This window comes from Mycobacterium tuberculosis H37Rv, from assembly GCF_000195955.2.
Lineage (GTDB): Bacteria > Actinomycetota > Actinomycetes > Mycobacteriales > Mycobacteriaceae > Mycobacterium > Mycobacterium tuberculosis.
Window position 1 is genome coordinate 538,573 of sequence record NC_000962.3, and the last position, 17,859, is coordinate 556,431.

Sequence of the window (17,859 nt, forward strand, 5' to 3'; positions counted from 1 at the left end):
AGACGGACGGGCGGTTCAGCCGAGGCGGTCGCTGCTCATCGCCAAGGGCCGGCCCGCGGGCTGGGTTTCGCTGGGTACGGTCGGGGTCCGGGCGGGCCGGGAACGCACCCGCAGCGGCCACCAGAACCAGCGGCCCAGTAGTGCGGCGATGGATGGCGTCATGAACGATCGCACGATCAACGTGTCGAACAGCAAACCCAGACCGATGGTGGTGCCCACCTGTCCGATAACCCGCAGATCGCTGACGGCCATGGACGCCATGGTGACGGCGAATACCAGCCCTGCGTTGGTCACGACCTTGCCGGTGCCGCCCATCGACCGGATGATGCCGGTCTTCAGCCCCGCTCCTATTTCCTGTTTGAACCGGGAGACCAAGAGCAGATTGTAGTCAGATCCCACCGCCAACAGAACGATGACCGACATCGCAAGCACGAGCCAATGCAGATGGATTGCGAGAATATGCTGCCAGAGCAGCACCGATAGTCCGAAAGAGGCACCCAGTGAAAGTGCGACTGTGCCCACAATGACGGCGGCGGCAATAAAGGCCCGTGTGATGATCAGCATGATGATAAAAATGAGACAGAGGGACGAAATTGCCGCGATAAGAAGGTCCCATTGGGCGCCCTCGGAGATGTCGTGGAAGACGGCCGCCGTGCCGGCCAGGTAGATCTTGGCGTCTTCTAGTGGAGTTCCCTTGAGCGATTCCTCGGCCGCGGTACGAATCGCGTCGATACTTTTGATGCCCTCGGGTGATTGCGGATCCCCCCTGTGCAGGATGATAAACCGGGCCGCGTGTCCGTCCGAAGACAGGAACGACTTCATGGCGCGCTGGAAGTCTTTGTTCTTGAAAACCTCGGGTGGAAGGTAGAACGAGTCGTCGTTCTTGGCGGCGTCAAAAGCCTTACCCATGGCTGTGGCATTGTCGCTCATTTCGAGCATCTGGTCGAAGATTCCGGTCATGGTGCTGTGCATGGTAAGAATCATGGTCCGCATGTTTTCCATGGCCTCAATCTGCGGCGGGATCTGCGCGACCATTTGTGGCATGAGGCGATCCATCTCGCGCAAGTCGCCCAAGAGGACGCCTATTTGCTCGCTGAGCTTGTCGATTCCGTCCAGTGCATCGAATATCGATCTGAACGACCAACAGATCGGAATTCCGTAGCAGTGCTTTTCCCAGTAGAAATAGCTTCGAATTGGTCTCCAGAAATCATCAAAATCCGCGACGTGGTCGCGTAATTCTTCGGTGATCTCCTTCATCTCTTCGGTGTCGCCGACCATGCGGTGGGTAGTACTGGCCATCTCCGCCATCAAGCTATGCATCCGCGTCAACACCGCAATCGTCGTGGCCATCTCGTCGGCCTGCTTCAGCATGTCGTTCGCCCGGTCGCGCTGGTACTTTATGGTCTGCAGCTGACCGGCATTTTGCATGCTGATCTGGAACGGGATCGACGTGTGGTCCATCGTCGTTCCTTCGGGCCGGGTAATTGCTTGCACACGGGAAATGCCCGGGACCCGGAAGATGCCTTTAGCCAGCTTGTCCAGGACCAGAAAATCTGCCGGATTCCGCATATCGTGATCGGATTCAATCATTAGGATCTCGGGCTTCATCCTGGCCTGAGAGAAATGACGATCCGCGGCCGCATATCCTTGGTTGGCGGGTATGAAGTCCGGTAGGTAGTCACGGTCGTTGTAGCTGGTTTTGTATCCAGGCAGGGCGAGCAGACCGACTAGGGCGATCGCGCAGGTGGCGACGAGAACGGGCAGCGGCCAGCGAACCACCACGGTACCCACCCGCCGCCAGCCACGGACTTTGAGGAGCCGCTTAGGGTCGAACAGGCCGAACCGGCTGCCGACGTGTAGGACGGCCGGACCCAGCGTCAACGCGACCGCCACTGCGACTAGCATCCCCACCGCGCAGGGGATGCCCAGGGTTTGAAAGTAGGGCATGCGGGCAAAGCTCAGGCAAAAGGTAGCTCCGGCGATGGTCAATCCAGAGCCCAGAATCACGTGGGCGGTCCCGCGGTACATGGTGTAGTAGGCGGCCTCTTTGTCCTCGCCGGCTTGGCGGGCTTCCTGGTAGCGCCCGATGATGAATATCCCGTAGTCCGTACCGGCCGCGATTGCCAGCGAAGTCAGCAAGCTCACCGCAAAGGTGGTAAGTCCGATAGCCCCGCTATGCCCCAGAACCGCTACGACTCCGCGCGCAGCCGTCAATTCGACCCCCACCGTGATCAGCAGGAGAACCACGGTGATTATCGACCGGTAGACGAGCAACAACATAATAAAGATCACGGCGACCGTAACCATGGTGATCCTGGCCATGGATCTATCGCCACTGTGGTGCATATCCGCGGCGAGTGCGGATGGTCCGGTCACATAGGCCTTTATGCCCGGCGGCGCGGGCGTGCTTTCGACGATGCTGCGTACTGCCTCGACGGATTCGTTGGCCAGCGGCGTGCCTTGGTTGCCGGCAAGTGACAGTTGAACATAGGCGGCCTTGCCGTCGTTACTTTGCACGCCCGCGGCGGTGAGTGGGTCCCCCCATAAATCTTGGACACTTTGCACGTGCTTCTTATCGGCCCTCAATTGAGCAACCAGGCCGTCGTAATACTTATGGGCAGCGTCGCCAAGGGGTTGGTTACCCTCTATTATGACCATCGCGAAACTGTCGGAATCGCCTTCCTTGAACACCATGCCGATACGTCCCATCGCCTCAAACGACGGTGCATCCTTGGGACTCAGCGACACCGATCGCTCTTGGCCGACAGCTTCCAGTGACGGGACAAATACGGTGACAACGACGCAAACTGCCAGCCAGCCAAGGATGATCGGTACCGCAAAGGCGTGGATCATCCTGGCGATGAATGGCTTTTCGGGGCGAGCGTTGGTATTGGAGTCGTTCGCGAATTTAGTACTCACGCGGACTTCACCAAGCAGTAAGTATAGGCGTTGACTTCGTTGGAAACCCTCTCGGCCCTGACCTTGCCGTCTACCGTGATTCGGCAGCCAATGCTGTCGCTATTACCTTGTGCCACGATATTTCCCATCACCGCCGCGTCGTTTGTCGTGATATGCAATGACCACGGTAGCACCGCTCCATCGACCCGTTGCGGCTCGGAATTGACGTCGAAATAACTAATGTCGGCGACTGTTCCGGGGGGTCCGAAGATCTCGTAAGTCAGGTGTTTAGGGTTGAATGGTTTGCTGTTTTCCAGGTTGGTGTCGGAGTACGACGGGCGGTTTTCGGAGCCGAAGAAGCCGCGGATCCGGTGCACGGTGAAGCCCCCGACGATGACCACCACCAGGATGACCAGTGGAATCCAAGTCCGCATTAGCACCTTGAAAATCTCAGATCCCCTTCACCGGTTGGCAGTGGTACGGCGGACGATACCCAACTTTCAAAATCCGTTCGAGCTGGTCGCTACTTGAACGCAACTAAGCCTAGCCTAAGTAAAACATGGTTTTAGGCCCGAGCTCTCGACTCCTTACCTCGTTCGCTGGAGTGTAACGCATATCACGTGCGTAACGGCACGCTACGTTATCGGCAGCCCTCTTACAAATCACACGGTGTGCGTTATCCTCTGGCGGTGGCGCAACTCGGCTTCCAGCGCGCCCGCACCGAGGAAAACAAGCGCCAACGTGCGGCGGCGCTGGTGGAAGCCGCGCGGTCGCTGGCGCTGGAGACGGGCGTGGCATCGGTGACGTTAACGGCTGTCGCAGGTCGTGCCGGGATTCACTACTCTGCGGTGCGCCGCTACTTCACCTCGCACAAAGAAGTGCTGCTGCACCTCGCCGCCGAGGGTTGGGCGCGGTGGTCGGGCACGGTATGCGAGCAGCTGGGCGAGCCGGGGCCGATGTCGGCACCGCGGGTGGCCGAGGCACTGGCCAACGGTCTGGCCGCCGATCCGCTGTTTTGTGATCTGCTTGCCAATCTGCATCTGCATCTCGAGCAGGAGGTGGATGTCGACCGGGTCATCGAGGTCAAGCGGACCAGCATCGCAGCCGTGATAGCGCTCGTCGACGCGATCGAAAGCGCATTGCCGGCACTCGGGCGTTCTGGGGCATTCGACATCCTGCTGGCCGCTTACTCGCTGGCGGCCACCCTGTGGCAGATCGCCAATCCGCCGGAGCGGCTCACCGACGCCTATGCCGAGGAGCCAGAGTTGCTCCCACCGGAGTGGAACCTCGACTTTGCTGCCGCGCTTACTCGCCTGCTCACCGCTACGCTTCTCGGCCTGCTCGCCGGATCCCCATGCGAATGCCGGTCGCCAACGCGCTGAAGCGGGTGCGGGACGAAGGGGGCGCCGGACTTGGGCCCGCTTGGCGGCGGTAGGTGACCAAACTCACGCTTCTTGGGCGTGCGCCGCAGCCGAACCACGACTATTGCTAGTTGCAAACGATAGTCATAGTCAATTGTTGCCAGACGCACAGCTGGTGTTGGCGGGAGTCGCCGATAGAGGAGTGTTCGACATGACGTTGCACGTCGGTGCCGACGGCCTAGAGACCGCAACTACGGCGCGCGCCGTGGCGGTCGCTAGGTCCGGAATGGATTGTGTGGCCGGTGATGCGTCAGGGGCGACTTCGTGCCTACGCGGTGAGCTATGACGAGCGCACTGATATGGATGGCCTCTCCGCCGGAGGTGCATTCGGCCTTGTTGAGTAGTGGGCCGGGGCCGGGGCCGGTACTGGCCGCCGCCACAGGGTGGTCGTCACTGGGCCGTGAATACGCCGCGGTTGCTGAGGAACTCGGGGCATTGCTGGCTGCGGTGCAAGCCGGGGTGTGGCAGGGGCCCAGCGCCGAATCATTTGCTGCCGCGTGCCTGCCGTATCTGTCTTGGTTGACGCAGGCCAGCGCCGACTGCGCCGCGGCGGCTGCCCGGCTGGAGGCGGTGACCGCCGCCTACGCCGCGGCTTTGGTGGCCATGCCCACCCTGGCCGAGTTGGCGGCTAACCACGCGACCCACGGGGCCATGGTGGCGACCAATTTCTTCGGGATCAACACCATACCGATCGCGGTCAACGAGGCCGACTACGTGCGGATGTGGCTTCAGGCGGCCACCACGATGGCCACCTATCAAGCGGTCGCGGACTCGGCGGTGCGCTCGATCCCGGACAGCGTGCCTCCGCCGCGAATTCTGAAATCCAATGCCCAATCCCAACACTCGAGCTCGAATAATTCCGGGGGCGCGGACCCGGTGGACGACTTCATTGCAGAGATCTTGAAGATCATCACCGGCGGTCGCGTGATCTGGGACCCCGAAGCCGGCACTGTCAACGGCCTCCCCTATGACGCTTATACCAACCCCGGCACACTCATGTGGTGGATTGCCAGAAGTCTGGAACTTCTTCAAGACTTTCAAGAGTTCGCCAAGCTGCTGTTCACCAATCCGGTGAAGGCTTTTCAGTTCCTTGTCGACCTCATCCTGTTCGACTGGCCTACACACATGCTGCAGCTGGCTACCTGGCTGGCCGAGAACCCGCAGTTGCTGGTGGCTGCGCTCACCCCAGCCATCTCCGGACTGGGAGCGGTATCGGGGTTGGCCGGGTTGACCGGCCTAGTCCCTCAGCCCCCCGTCGTGCCCGCGCCGGCACCCGATGCGGTCGTGCCCACCGTGTTGCCACTCGCCGGGACGGCCACGCCGACTACCGCGCCGGCCAGCGCCCCGGCCGCCGGAGCGGCGCCCGGGCCCCCGGCCGGTACCGCCACTGCCACATCGGCGTCGGTGCCAACGAGCGCCGGCGGCTTTCCCCCTTACCTCGTGGGCAGCGGTCCAGGCATCGACTTCGACGCGGGGACGCCCGCCGGTTCCAGGAGAGCGCAGCCCGCCGCGGATAACGTCACGGCCGTGGCGGCAGCGCAGGTGTCGGCCCGTCATCAGGCACGTCGGCGCCGACGAGCGGCGGCGAAGGAACGTGGCAACGCCGACGAGTTCGTCGATATGGACTCCGGCCCGGCGATTCCGCCGTCGGGCGAGCGGGACGCTTGGGCGTCCAATTCGGGCGTGGGCGGGCTGGGGTTTGCCGGCACCGCAAGCAACGAGACGGTGGCAGCGCCGGCCGGATTGACCACGCTGGCCGACGATGAGTTCCAGTGTGGCCCACGGATGCCGATGCTGCCGGGCGCTTGGGACTTGGGAACTTGGGACCGCGGGGACTGATTACCCTACAACGCAGCGACGTCGCGCATGATGTCGGTGGGTTCGCGCACCGGCGCCCCACAGGTCAGGCAGAACGCGCCCGGGGAACGGGTGAGCCGACCGACTTGAAGCAGGACTTTGGCCTCGACGTGCCACAAGCAGGCAATGCACAGAATTTCGACGGTGTTCCCGAATGGGTCCAGGTCGGGGTCGTTACATTCGTCTACCGCATGCAGATGCACCACGTAACTCGCCCGGTTGGTGCACCCGGCTCCGGACTGGCAGGTGATTCCACCCCAGTCCAGGGCCGCCAGCGTGTGTGGGATCTCGTTGCCGGGCGCTTGACTCATGCGCCGCGCTCCAGTGTCCAGGCCATGCGGCCCACGATGTTTACCTCTGCCCCGCAACGGCATGGTATCCCGGCGCGTGGCCGGTGGTGGCTGGGCTACCAAGAGCGAAGTCGGGCATGGCCTTAGTCCTAGTGGTACGCGATAGGTCGTCGAATTCCGTGGGTGATGGATATGACTATTTCGTAGCTGGTCGCCAGAATCAATCCGCCGAACGGCGGCTGATGGGCCCAACGGGCTGTCCCCCGAATGGTGGACAACATTTCCGGGTTCGTTGCAAACGACCGCGCTTTGACGCCGGTTAGCTTTAGGCCGGACTTAGGCCCAGTTCCACACCGACATGTCGCCGGCTGGGTATCCATTGCACACCTCGGTCCCTTTAGCGACGACGCCCTTGTTGTTGAAGAAGATTTTCATGTGATTGACCCAGGCAAACGTCAGCGGATCGCCATTGTAAAAGTGTTCGGAGTAGTCTCGGCGCTCCGCCGGTGACAGCGAGAAGAACCAGTGCGCCTTGTTGATCGTCGCTTGCTGAAGGTTTGCATGGTTGTTGAAGTCGATCATGTACCGCTGGTAGTACACCGGACTGGTATCCCGCACCGCCGCCAGATATTGTTCGGCGTCGCAGGTGGTTGCGATCATCCGGCGAGGTATTGGAAAGTCTTCCGTGGAGTCGGCTGCCGCGCTTTGTGGAAATGTCGCAGCGGCGATGCCGAGAACCAGAAATGCCGCGCCGGCACGCAGGATGGAACTCAGCCGAGACATAGTGGTTACCGTAGCACTTTTGGGGCGCCTCGAGGCGGGCAGACGACAAGGTTCATAGTCTGTCTCACTACATGCTCCCATCAGGAGTGATGACGTGCGTGGGGTCGGGTCGCAGTTCCGGTGGGGCTTGGCTGTAGTCGCCGAACGGGCCGTCGCGGCGCTCGACCGCGGCTCGCACACCCTGGGTTTGGGCGGTCCGGATGAACTCGAGCGCGTCGGGGGTGTTGCGCATCAGCCCGTCGAGAATGCCGCCCAGCAGCTGGGTGGAGGCCAGGCCCATGTTCTCGTAGGCCTGGTTGACGATCAGTTTCTGGGCTTGCAACTGTGACAACGGGATTCGTGCCAGCTCGGTGGCGATCTCGGCGACGCGAGCCTCGAGCCGCTCGAACGGCACCGCCTCGTTGATCAGCTCGGCTTCGGCGGCCTGCACACCGGTCAGCGGCCGGCCCGTCAGCGAGTGCCATTTGACCTTGGCAAGGCTGAGTCGATACAGCCACATCCCGGTCAAATAGGCTCCCCACATGCGGCTATACGGAGTCCCGATCACGGCGTCCTCGCTGGCGATCACAATGTCGGCACACAGCGCGTAGTCGCTGGCCCCGCCGACGCACCAACCATGCACTTGCGCGATCACCGGTTTGGACGCCCGCCAGATGGCCATGAATTTCTGCGTCGGTCCGGTCTCCCGCGCGGTGACCATGGCGAAATCCTTGCCCGGATCCCATCGGCCGTCGGTCATCATGGCATCGCCCCAATGCTGGAAGCCGCCGCCGAAGTCGTAACCGCCGGAGAAGGCGCGGCCGGCACCGCGCAGCACGATGACCTTGATGTCCTGGTCGCGCTCGGCCAACCCGATAGCGGCCTCGATCTCGTCGGGCATGGGCGGGACGATGGTGTTGAGCTGTTCCGGGCGGTTGAGCGTGATGGTGGCCACCGGCCCGGCCGTCGTGTACAGCAGCGTCTGGAAATCGGGTGTCGGCATAGCAGCAGCGAAGTCACTTCGGCCCTAAGGGTCAAGTGTCTCAGCGGGGATCGTGATAACGCCGCTGGTTCGAAGCTTCGGCCAACCCGGGCGCAGGGTTTCGCTAGCTGGCATTTGCATGCCTCGGGCATCGGTGTCCGGTTGCGCTCTTTGCTCCGACGTTAGCCGCAGGGCCCTGCGGCTAGGCGCGGCCGGTGCCGTTGGCCGCGGCGGCAATCGATGTTGCAGCAGTTACAACGCCAAATGGAGTCTGAGCGCATCGTCGAGTTCGATCAGCTCGGCAGGGGAGACGTTGCGCAGCGACGGATCCAACCTGCTGGGCCTGCGCCTTCGAATCGACGGCCAGGCCACCGCTCGCTGCCGGCAACAACACCTGGAATGGGGACCTTTTCGGTGTTGCTGGTAACCGGGACAACCGGCACCACGCCTCGGTCGAGACGTATCGCGGCAGCGTTGGCCCTGTCGTTGCTGACAATTACCGCTGGCCGCCGCATATTTGCCGCGCTGCCGCGGGCCGGATCCAGGTCGACCTGCCAGATCTCACCGCGCAGCATCTACGCCGTTCGCTGCAAACCGCCGACTGCGACGGCAGGCCCACTCTCTTGGCATGCGTCCAATGCTGCGACGTCCTCGGTAGACAAGCTCACGCTTGGCTTCATGCCGCAGTCCTACCCATGTAGTAACAGATAGTAATACGTAGTAATAGGTAGTAATGCAGTATCAATCGGCTACAACTCGATAGCCACGTTATTTGGGCTAAGTCCACCGTTCGTGAATGCCGGTTAGCCGGCCAGCATCCGCCATAGGAACGCGAAACTCAGCGCCGATTTGAATGCGATCTGTGCGTTGTCGGCTGCGCCGGCGTGCCCACCCTCGATGTTTTCGTAATACCAGACGGGGTGGCCCGCAGCCTGCAGGGCCGCCGTCATTTTGCGGGCGTGGCCGGGGTGCACCCGATCGTCGCGGGTAGAGGTCGTCATGAGTACTGGCGGGTATTTCCGGTTCGCCGAAATGTTTTGGTATGGCGAATATTCAGAGATGAACTTCCAGTCATCCGGGTTATCCGGATCGCCGTATTCGGCCATCCAGGAAGCGCCGGCCAGCAGCAGGTGGTACCGCTTCATGTCCAGCAGCGGCACGTCGCAGACCAGCGCGCCGAACTTCTCCGGGTACCCGGTCAACATGATGCCCATCAGCAGCCCACCGTTGCTGCCGCCCCGCGCGCCGAGCTGCTCAGCGGTGGTGATGCCGCGGGTCACCAAATCGGTTGCCACGGCGGCGAAGTCTTGGGCGACCTTGTCCCGGCCCTCGCGCATCGCCTGCGTGTGCCAGCCAGGCCCGTACTCGCCGCCGCCGCGGATGTTGGCCAACGCATAGGTGCCCCCGCGGGCCAGCCACAGCCGGCCCAGGACGCCGTCATACGTCGGCGTTCTGGATGTCTCGAATCCACCGTAGCCGTTCAACAATGTGGGGCCGGGATTGTCCGCGTCGGTGCGTCGCACGACGAAATACGGGATCGATGTGCCATCGTCTGATGTCGCGAAATACTGTGTTACAGCCATGTTTTCCGCGTCGAAGAAAGCTGGCGCAGATTTGATCTCTGCTAGTCGGCCGTCATCGGTGCCGCGCATCAGCCGCGACGGCGTATCGAATCCACTGGAGTCGAGGAAGAACTCGTCGCCGTGGCTGTCGGCGGAGACGATGACGGTGTTGGTGGCGGCGGGGATACCTGAGAGTGGCTCACGTCGCCAGCTGCCGGGAGTTGCGATCTCGACGCGGCTCGCCACGTCGGCCAGGGTGACGATCAACAGCCGGTCTCGGGTCCAGGCGTATTGGTACAGCGCGGTGTGCTCGTCGGGTTCGAACACCACCTGTAATTCCGCTGAGCCGGCAAGGAATTCGTCGTATTCGGCGGCCAGCAGTGAGCCGGCAGTGTACCTGGTGGTGGCCACGGTCCAGTCGGTGCGCAGCTCGATCAACAGCCAGTCGCGGTGAATTGACACGCTCGCGTCGGTGGGGGCTTCGATTCGGATCAGCTCCGAACCACGCAATTCGTAGACCTCTTCGTTCCAGAAGTCGAGGGCCCGTCCCAGCAGGGTGCGCTCGAATCCGGGCGTGCGATCCGCTGACGCGTTGACGCGGACGTCGGTGCCCGCGCCCTCGAAGATTGTCTCCGCATCGGCCAGCGGTTTGCCCCGGCGCCATCGCTTGATCACTCGCGGATAGCCGGAAGTGGTGAGCGAGTCGCCGCCGAAGTCGGTGCCCAGCAAGACAGTGTCCGGGTCCTCCCAGGTAATCTGGGATTTGGCCGGTGGCAGCTGGAACCCATCCTCGACGAATTCGCGTGTCAGCATGTCGAATTCACGCACAATGGATGCATCCGAGCCGCCCGGGGACAGGCCGATCAGCGCGCGCGTGTAGTCGGGTTCGATGACACCGGCGCCGCCCCACACCCACTTCTGGTCGTCGGCGCGGCCCAGTTCATCAACATCGATCAGCACATCCCAGCCCGGCGAGTCGGTGCGGTAGCTGTCCAGCGTGGTGCGCCGCCACAACCCGCGGGGGTTGGCGGCATCGCGCCAGAAGTTGTAGAGATAGTTGCCGCGCCTGTTCACATAGGGGATTCGGGCATCGGTGTCGAGCACCTCGAGCGCCTCGACGCGCATCCGCTCGAACTCTGCGTCGCAGAACGCCGCCGTTGTCGGCTTGTTGCGCGCGCGTACCCAATCCAGCGCTTCCGCACCGGTGACGTCCTCGAGCCATAGGTAGGGGTCAGCGCCGTCTGGGGCAGGCTCAAATGTCATGGAAGCCATTGTGGCCCCGGCGGTAGTGTGAGCTGTATTACATGATTTTGACGAGGAGCCGAATACGATGACTGTCTTTTCCCGTCCCGGTTCCGCCGGGGCGCTGATGTCCTATGAATCCCGGTACCAAAACTTCATCGGGGGCCAGTGGGTCGCGCCGGTCCATGGGCGCTACTTCGAGAACCCGACGCCGGTGACCGGCCAGCCGTTCTGCGAGGTGCCGCGCTCCGACGCGGCCGACATCGACAAGGCGCTCGACGCCGCGCACGCGGCGGCGCCGGGGTGGGGCAAGACCGCACCGGCCGAACGGGCGGCGATCCTCAACATGATTGCCGACCGCATCGACAAGAACGCCGCCGCGCTGGCGGTGGCCGAGGTCTGGGACAACGGGAAACCGGTCCGGGAAGCGCTGGCCGCCGATATCCCGTTGGCGGTCGATCACTTCCGGTACTTCGCCGCGGCGATTCGCGCCCAGGAGGGCGCGCTGAGCCAGATCGACGAGGACACCGTGGCCTACCACTTCCACGAGCCGCTCGGCGTGGTGGGCCAGATCATTCCGTGGAACTTCCCCATCCTGATGGCGGCCTGGAAGCTGGCGCCGGCGTTGGCGGCCGGCAACACGGCGGTGCTCAAACCCGCCGAGCAGACACCCGCTTCGGTGCTCTACCTGATGTCGCTGATCGGTGATCTGTTGCCGCCCGGGGTGGTCAACGTGGTCAACGGATTCGGCGCCGAGGCCGGCAAGCCGTTGGCCTCCAGCGACCGCATCGCCAAGGTCGCGTTCACCGGGGAAACCACCACGGGGCGGCTGATCATGCAATACGCCTCGCACAACCTGATCCCGGTCACCCTGGAACTCGGCGGCAAGAGCCCCAACATCTTCTTCGCCGACGTGCTGGCCGCCCACGACGACTTCTGCGACAAGGCGCTGGAAGGCTTCACCATGTTCGCCCTCAACCAGGGCGAGGTGTGCACCTGCCCGTCGCGCAGTCTGATCCAGGCCGACATCTACGACGAGTTCCTGGAGCTGGCGGCGATCCGGACCAAGGCGGTCCGGCAGGGCGACCCGCTGGACACCGAAACCATGCTGGGTTCCCAGGCCTCCAACGACCAGCTGGAAAAGGTGTTGTCCTACATCGAAATCGGCAAGCAAGAGGGTGCGGTGATTATCGCCGGAGGCGAGCGCGCCGAACTAGGCGGCGACCTGTCCGGCGGTTATTACATGCAGCCGACGATCTTCACCGGCACCAACAACATGCGGATTTTCAAGGAGGAGATCTTCGGGCCGGTGGTCGCGGTGACGTCGTTCACCGATTACGACGACGCGATCGGCATCGCCAACGACACCCTCTACGGCTTGGGTGCCGGTGTGTGGAGCCGCGACGGCAACACTGCCTATCGGGCCGGGCGGGACATCCAGGCCGGCCGGGTGTGGGTCAACTGCTACCACCTCTACCCCGCGCACGCGGCGTTCGGCGGCTACAAGCAGTCCGGCATCGGCCGGGAGGGCCACCAGATGATGCTGCAGCACTACCAGCACACCAAGAACCTGCTGGTGTCCTACTCGGATAAGGCGCTGGGGTTCTTCTGATGAACGCTCCCGCGGGGGTGCTCATCACCGCCGAGGCCGCCGCGCTGCTGGCTGGGTTACAGGACCGGCACGGTCCGGTGATGTTCCACCAATCCGGCGGCTGCTGCGACGGGTCCGCGCCGATGTGCTACCCGCGGGCGGACTTCCTGGTCGGTGACCGCGACATCTTGCTGGGTGTGTTGGACGTCGGGGAAGACGGCGTGCCGGTGTGGATTTCGGGCCCGCAGTACCAGGCCTGGAAGCACACCCAGCTGATCATCGACGTGGTGCCGGGCCGCGGTGGCGGGTTCAGTCTGGAAGCGCCCGAGGGCGTGCGCTTTCTCAGCAGAGGTCGGGTGTTCAGCGACGCCGAAAAGGCGATGCGGGAGGCTGCGCCGGTGATCACCGGCGCAGCCTACGAGTGCGGCGAACGACCGTTAGTGCGGGGTCTTGTCGTCGATCTCGACGATCCAGATGCCACGCCGGGAGTGTGCCGCGCCAGTCGGCGGTAGCCGCAGTAAGGTCGTAGACCGTGATCCCCCTTCCGCGGTCATGGCAGCTGACCAGCGCGATGCTGGTTGGTAATGCGATCGGACTGCTAGCGGGGGTGGCGTGCAGCGTGCTGGTGCATGCCCGGATCCGTCCGGACATCGTCATCGCAATGGTAGTCGGGATTCCCAGCGCGATCGGGCTGCTGGTCATCCTGTTCTCCGGACGTCGATGGGTGACGATGCTGGGCGCGTTCATCCTGGCGTTGGCGCCGGGTTGGTTTGGTGTGCTGGTTGCGATCCAGGTGGCGTCCAGTGGCTGACAACGATTACCGGTCGGCACCCGGAACCGAGCCGTTTGTGCCCGATTTCGACACCGGCGCACACTCGCAGCGGTTCCTCTCGTTGGCCGGCCAGCAGGACAGGGCGGGGAAATCCTGGCCAGGCTCGACGCCGAAGCCGCAGGAGGACCCCGTGGGTGTCGCGCCTTCGGCCAGCGTCGAGGTGCTGGGGTCCGAGCCGGCCGCCACGCTAGCGCACTCGGTTACAGTACCCGGTCGATATACCTACCTGAAGTGGTGGAAGTTCGTTCTAGTGGTCCTCGGCGTATGGATCGGTGCTGGCGAGGTCGGCCTGAGCTTGTTCTACTGGTGGTATCACACACTCGACAAGACGGCCGCCGTGTTCGTCGTCCTGGTCTACGTCGTCGCGTGCACCGTCGGTGGCTTGATCCTGGCGCTGGTGCCGGGCAGGCCACTGATCACGGCGTTGTCCCTCGGAGTGATGTCGGGGCCGTTTGCCTCGGTCGCCGCCGCGGCGCCGCTCTACGGCTACTACTACTGCGAGCGGATGAGTCATTGCCTGGTCGGCGTCATTCCGTACTAGTCGGTTGTCGGACTTGACCTACTGGGTCAGGCCGACGAGCACTCGACCATTAGGGTAGGGGCCGTGACCCACTATGACGTCGTCGTTCTCGGAGCCGGTCCCGGCGGGTATGTCGCGGCGATTCGCGCCGCACAGCTCGGCCTGAGCACTGCAATCGTCGAACCCAAGTACTGGGGCGGAGTATGCCTCAATGTCGGCTGTATCCCATCCAAGGCGCTGTTGCGCAACGCCGAACTGGTCCACATCTTCACCAAGGACGCCAAAGCATTTGGCATCAGCGGCGAGGTGACCTTCGACTACGGCATCGCCTATGACCGCAGCCGAAAGGTAGCCGAGGGCAGGGTGGCCGGTGTGCACTTCCTGATGAAGAAGAACAAGATCACCGAGATCCACGGGTACGGCACATTTGCCGACGCCAACACGTTGTTGGTTGATCTCAACGACGGCGGTACAGAATCGGTCACGTTCGACAACGCCATCATCGCGACCGGCAGTAGCACCCGGCTGGTTCCCGGCACCTCACTGTCGGCCAACGTAGTCACCTACGAGGAACAGATCCTGTCCCGAGAGCTGCCGAAATCGATCATTATTGCCGGAGCTGGTGCCATTGGCATGGAGTTCGGCTACGTGCTGAAGAACTACGGCGTTGACGTGACCATCGTGGAATTCCTTCCGCGGGCGCTGCCCAACGAGGACGCCGATGTGTCCAAGGAGATCGAGAAGCAGTTCAAAAAGCTGGGTGTCACGATCCTGACCGCCACGAAGGTCGAGTCCATCGCCGATGGCGGGTCGCAGGTCACCGTGACCGTCACCAAGGACGGCGTGGCGCAAGAGCTTAAGGCGGAAAAGGTGTTGCAGGCCATCGGATTTGCGCCCAACGTCGAAGGGTACGGGCTGGACAAGGCAGGCGTCGCGCTGACCGACCGCAAGGCTATCGGTGTCGACGACTACATGCGTACCAACGTGGGCCACATCTACGCTATCGGCGATGTCAATGGATTACTGCAGCTGGCGCACGTCGCCGAGGCACAAGGCGTGGTAGCCGCCGAAACCATTGCCGGTGCAGAGACTTTGACGCTGGGCGACCATCGGATGTTGCCGCGCGCGACGTTCTGTCAGCCAAACGTTGCCAGCTTCGGGCTCACCGAGCAGCAAGCCCGCAACGAAGGTTACGACGTGGTGGTGGCCAAGTTCCCGTTCACGGCCAACGCCAAGGCGCACGGCGTGGGTGACCCCAGTGGGTTCGTCAAGCTGGTGGCCGACGCCAAGCACGGCGAGCTACTGGGTGGGCACCTGGTCGGCCACGACGTGGCCGAGCTGCTGCCGGAGCTCACGCTGGCGCAGAGGTGGGACCTGACCGCCAGCGAGCTGGCTCGCAACGTCCACACCCACCCAACGATGTCTGAGGCGCTGCAGGAGTGCTTCCACGGCCTGGTTGGCCACATGATCAATTTCTGAGCGGCTCATGACGAGGCGCGCGAGCACTGACACCCCCCAGATCATCATGGGTGCCATCGGTGGTGTGGTTACCGGCTACATCCTCTGGCTGGCGGCGATCTCCGTCGGCGATGGTCTGACGACGGTGAGTCAATGGAGTCGCGTGGTGTTATTGCTGTCGGTCCTGGTGGCGGTGTGCGGCGCGGCGGGCGGCTTGCGGCTGCGCAGCCGCGGCAAGCTCGCGTGGTCGGCGTTTGCTTTCAGTTTGCCGATTCCTCCCGTGGTGCTGACCGTGGCGGTGCTGGCCGACATCTACCTTTGACGGCTACTGTGGGTTGTCCGGCGGGATGGCCAGGGCGGTGATCGTTGCGGCGATCGCGTCGTATTGGGTTGCGAGTAAACAGAATTCGATCAACAGGCGCGGATCGAGGTGAGTTGCCAGCCGCTCCCAGGTGCCCGCGGTGATCGTGCGATCCTTGATCAATTCATCGGTAGCCTGTAGCAGCGCCTGTTGGCGGGCGCTGAGCACTTTTCGCGGTCCGTCTCCATCTGGAACGTCGGGCCAGGCGAATATCGTGGCCTGGGTGTTGGCGTCTAGGCCCCGACGGCGCGCCATTCGGCGATGATGCTGAAGTTCGTATTCGCAAGATCGTAGGTGTGCGACCCGAAGGATCACCAACTCGGTATCGACGCCGGGCAGCCGCCCGTGCAGTAGTCGGCCGGTGTAGATGGCAAAGGTCCAGAACAAGTACTGGCGGTAGCCCAGCGTGGTGAACAGGTGCATCTGCGGTGCCCCAACCGCACGTGCGGCCAGCTTGGCCACCAGCCAGTTGACCGGCCCCAGCTGGCGGAACTTCCCCGGGGAGATACGCGCGACTTGGCCGTTCTGACCGGTCATAGTTGTTTCACCAGATACGGGGACACCGTGCTGCGGTGTTCGTCGAGATCCAGTGCCCGCCCCAAGGCGGGGAAGGCGCGTTGCGGACAGTTGTCGCGTTCGCAGACGCGGCAACCGGCGCCGATAGGTGTGGCCGCAGTATTCGGGTCACCCGACAAGTCGAGTCCTTCCGAGTAGACGAGCCGGTGCGCGTGGCGAAGTTCGCAGCCCAGCCCGATCGCGAAGGTCTTACCGGGCTGACCATACCGGGCGGCCCGGAGCTCAACGGTGCGGGCCACCCACAGGTAGTTGCGGCCGTCGGGCATCTGGGCGATTTGCACCAAGATCTTCCCCGGGTTGGCAAACGTTTCGTAGACGTTCCACAGCGGGCAGGTGCCGCCGCTGGAGGAGAAGTGAAAGCCGGTGGCCGACTGACGTTTTGACATGTTTCCCGCTCGGTCCACCCGGACGAAGGTGAACGGGACCCCGCGCATCGAAGGCCGTTGTAGTGTCGACAGCCGGTGGGCGATGGTCTCGTAGCTCACCGAGTAGAACGCCGACAGCCGCTCGACGTCGTAGCGGAAATTCTCGGCGACGTCGTGGAACTGGCGGTAGGGCAGCACGGTGGCCGCGGCGAAGTAATTAGCCAGGCCCAGCCGGGCCAACGTCCGCGACTCGGCGCTGGTGAACTTGCCGTCGGTGACCATGGCGTCGATGAGGTCGCCGAACTCGAGATAGGCCAACTCGGCGGCCATCTTGAACACCTGCTGGCCCGGGGAGAGGTGACTGCTGATCTCCAGCGTGTTGGTCGCGGGGTCGTAGCGGTGCAGCACGGTGTCACCGAGGTCGATGCGCTTGTTGATGCGTACTCCGTGCACCTCGGTGAGCCGGCGGGTCAATTCGCGGGCCAGGTCGCCGTGGTGCATCCGCATCTGGGCCGTGAGGTCTTCGGCCGCGGTGTCCAGCGCATGTAGATAGTTCTGGCGTTGGTAGAAGTAGTCGCGCACCTCTTCGTGCGGCATGGTGATCGACCCTCGGCCACTGCCGTCGGAGAACCGCTCCTCGGTCGCGGCGGCCAGCTGCGCGGTGGTGATCCGGTAGCGCCGATGCAGGTTGACCACCGCGCAGGCCAGCCCGGGATGAGCGCTGACCATTTCGGCCACTTCATGCGGGTCGATGGCGATGTCTAGATCGCGGTCCAGGGTCACCTCCCTGAGTTCGGCAACCAGCCGGGTGTCGTCCTGGGAGGCAAAGAACGTCGCGTCCACCCCGAACACTTCGGTGATGCGCAGCAGCACGGCCACGGTCAGCGGCCGGACGTCGTGTTCGATCTGGTTCAGATAGCTCGGCGAGATCTCCAGCATCTGGGCCAGCGCGGCCTGGCTGAACCCGCGCTCGTTACGCAGTTGGCGGACCCGCGAGCCGACGTAGGTCTTGGACACCCAACCGAGCGTACCGGGTGTTGTGAAGACGCCATTCGCAGAGTTAGCAAGCGTGCTGCGATTGGTGTTTCCGCCACGGCGTTGGCATGATTCGCACCGGGACTCAAGGGTGAGCCTGAGGTACA

Annotated in this window: 17 protein-coding genes and 1 other annotated feature; of the genes, 8 read left to right on the forward strand and 9 right to left on the reverse strand. The window is 63.2% G+C overall.

Features of this window, described 5'->3' with window-relative positions:
* Nucleotides 1-15: 15 nt before the first annotated feature.
* Nucleotides 16-2,919, reverse strand: coding sequence for a transmembrane transport protein MmpL4 (gene mmpL4, locus Rv0450c; protein ID NP_214964.1), 2,904 nt, complete (start codon nt 2,917-2,919; stop codon nt 16-18).
* On the reverse strand, nt 2,916-3,338 hold the full coding sequence (gene mmpS4 / locus Rv0451c; RefSeq protein NP_214965.1) for a membrane protein MmpS4: 423 nt from the start codon (nt 3,336-3,338) through the stop codon (nt 2,916-2,918). The genes mmpL4 and mmpS4 overlap by 4 nt, the downstream gene beginning before the upstream one ends.
* Nucleotides 3,339-3,569: 231 nt before the next feature.
* Between mmpS4 and Rv0452 the strand changes: the two genes are divergently transcribed.
* Complete coding sequence (locus Rv0452) at nt 3,570-4,280, forward strand: transcriptional regulator (RefSeq protein NP_214966.1); 711 nt, start codon at nt 3,570-3,572, stop codon at nt 4,278-4,280.
* A 321-nt stretch (nt 4,281-4,601) separates the two neighbouring features.
* A complete protein-coding gene (PPE11, locus tag Rv0453) occupies nt 4,602-6,158 on the forward strand; it encodes a PPE family protein PPE11 (RefSeq protein ID YP_177727.1) in 1,557 nt (518 codons plus the stop codon).
* Nucleotides 6,159-6,802: 644 nt separating this feature from the next.
* Here the strand turns inward: PPE11 and Rv0455c are convergent.
* From Rv0455c to Rv0457c, 5 genes are all read right to left on the reverse strand, one after another.
* A complete protein-coding gene (locus tag Rv0455c) occupies nt 6,803-7,249 on the reverse strand; it encodes a hypothetical protein (RefSeq protein ID NP_214969.1) in 447 nt (148 codons plus the stop codon).
* A 67-nt stretch (nt 7,250-7,316) separates the two neighbouring features.
* On the reverse strand, nt 7,317-8,231 hold the full coding sequence (gene echA2, locus Rv0456c) for an enoyl-CoA hydratase EchA2 (protein NP_214970.1): 915 nt from the start codon (nt 8,229-8,231) through the stop codon (nt 7,317-7,319).
* A gap of 272 nt (nt 8,232-8,503) precedes the next feature.
* Complete coding sequence (mazF1, locus tag Rv0456A; RefSeq protein ID YP_177621.1) at nt 8,504-8,785, reverse strand: toxin MazF1; 282 nt, start codon at nt 8,783-8,785, stop codon at nt 8,504-8,506.
* Complete coding sequence (gene mazE1 / locus Rv0456B) at nt 8,772-8,945, reverse strand: antitoxin MazE1 (RefSeq protein YP_007409102.1); 174 nt, start codon at nt 8,943-8,945, stop codon at nt 8,772-8,774. The genes mazF1 and mazE1 overlap by 14 nt, the downstream gene beginning before the upstream one ends.
* Nucleotides 8,916-8,945: a repeat region (3 copies of a 10 bp near-perfect direct repeat,ATTACTACCTATTACTACGTATTACTATCT), on the reverse strand. (Overlaps the previous gene by 30 nt.)
* A 68-nt stretch (nt 8,946-9,013) precedes the next feature.
* On the reverse strand, nt 9,014-11,035 hold the full coding sequence (locus Rv0457c; RefSeq protein NP_214971.1) for a peptidase: 2,022 nt from the start codon (nt 11,033-11,035) through the stop codon (nt 9,014-9,016).
* Between the two features lie 67 nt (nt 11,036-11,102).
* On the opposite strand from Rv0457c, the gene Rv0458 reads away from it, so the two are divergent.
* The 6 genes from Rv0458 (at nt 11,103) to Rv0463 (ending at nt 15,737) form a co-directional block, all read left to right on the forward strand.
* Nucleotides 11,103-12,626 (forward strand): aldehyde dehydrogenase, encoded by a 1,524-nt coding sequence (locus tag Rv0458; protein NP_214972.1) that lies wholly within the window; start codon nt 11,103-11,105, stop codon nt 12,624-12,626.
* Nucleotides 12,626-13,117 (forward strand): hypothetical protein, encoded by a 492-nt coding sequence (locus Rv0459; protein NP_214973.1) that lies wholly within the window; start codon nt 12,626-12,628, stop codon nt 13,115-13,117. Before Rv0458 ends, Rv0459 begins: the two co-directional genes overlap by 1 nt.
* 59 nt (nt 13,118-13,176) lie before the next feature.
* Nucleotides 13,177-13,416 (forward strand): hypothetical protein, encoded by a 240-nt coding sequence (locus Rv0460; protein NP_214974.1) that lies wholly within the window; start codon nt 13,177-13,179, stop codon nt 13,414-13,416.
* Between the two features lie 37 nt (nt 13,417-13,453).
* Complete coding sequence (locus Rv0461; protein NP_214975.1) at nt 13,454-13,978, forward strand: transmembrane protein; 525 nt, start codon at nt 13,454-13,456, stop codon at nt 13,976-13,978.
* Nucleotides 13,979-14,041: 63 nt separating this feature from the next.
* Nucleotides 14,042-15,436 carry a dihydrolipoamide dehydrogenase gene (gene lpdC, locus Rv0462; RefSeq protein NP_214976.1) on the forward strand — a complete coding sequence of 465 codons (1,395 nt, stop codon included), beginning with the start codon at nt 14,042-14,044 and terminating at the stop codon, nt 15,434-15,436.
* Nucleotides 15,437-15,443: 7 nt separating this feature from the next.
* Complete coding sequence (locus Rv0463) at nt 15,444-15,737, forward strand: membrane protein (RefSeq protein ID NP_214977.1); 294 nt, start codon at nt 15,444-15,446, stop codon at nt 15,735-15,737.
* A 3-nt stretch (nt 15,738-15,740) separates the two neighbouring features.
* Here Rv0463 and Rv0464c read toward each other — a convergent pair whose 3' ends face one another.
* A complete protein-coding gene (locus tag Rv0464c; RefSeq protein ID NP_214978.1) occupies nt 15,741-16,313 on the reverse strand; it encodes a hypothetical protein in 573 nt (190 codons plus the stop codon).
* Nucleotides 16,310-17,734, reverse strand: coding sequence for an HTH-type transcriptional regulator (locus tag Rv0465c; protein NP_214979.1), 1,425 nt, complete (start codon nt 17,732-17,734; stop codon nt 16,310-16,312). Before Rv0465c ends, Rv0464c begins: the two co-directional genes overlap by 4 nt.
* Nucleotides 17,735-17,859 lie beyond the last annotated feature (125 nt).

Excerpts from the sequence above, each read along its gene's own strand:
- PPE11 (YP_177727.1), top strand. The coding sequence starts at position 4,602 with ATGACGAGCGCACTGATATGGATGGCCTCTCCGCCGGAGGTGCATTCG.
- Rv0455c (NP_214969.1), bottom strand. The coding sequence starts at position 7,249 with ATGTCTCGGCTGAGTTCCATCCTGCGTGCCGGCGCGGCATTTCTGGTT.
- echA2 (NP_214970.1), bottom strand. The coding sequence starts at position 8,231 with ATGCCGACACCCGATTTCCAGACGCTGCTGTACACGACGGCCGGGCCG.
- mazF1 (YP_177621.1), bottom strand. The coding sequence starts at position 8,785 with ATGCTGCGCGGTGAGATCTGGCAGGTCGACCTGGATCCGGCCCGCGGC.
- Rv0457c (NP_214971.1), bottom strand. The coding sequence starts at position 11,035 with ATGACATTTGAGCCTGCCCCAGACGGCGCTGACCCCTACCTATGGCTC.
- Rv0458 (NP_214972.1), top strand. The coding sequence starts at position 11,103 with ATGACTGTCTTTTCCCGTCCCGGTTCCGCCGGGGCGCTGATGTCCTAT.
- Rv0459 (NP_214973.1), top strand. The coding sequence starts at position 12,626 with ATGAACGCTCCCGCGGGGGTGCTCATCACCGCCGAGGCCGCCGCGCTG.
- Rv0460 (NP_214974.1), top strand. The coding sequence starts at position 13,177 with ATGCTGGTTGGTAATGCGATCGGACTGCTAGCGGGGGTGGCGTGCAGC.
- Rv0463 (NP_214977.1), top strand. The coding sequence starts at position 15,444 with ATGACGAGGCGCGCGAGCACTGACACCCCCCAGATCATCATGGGTGCC.
- Rv0464c (NP_214978.1), bottom strand. The coding sequence starts at position 16,313 with ATGACCGGTCAGAACGGCCAAGTCGCGCGTATCTCCCCGGGGAAGTTC.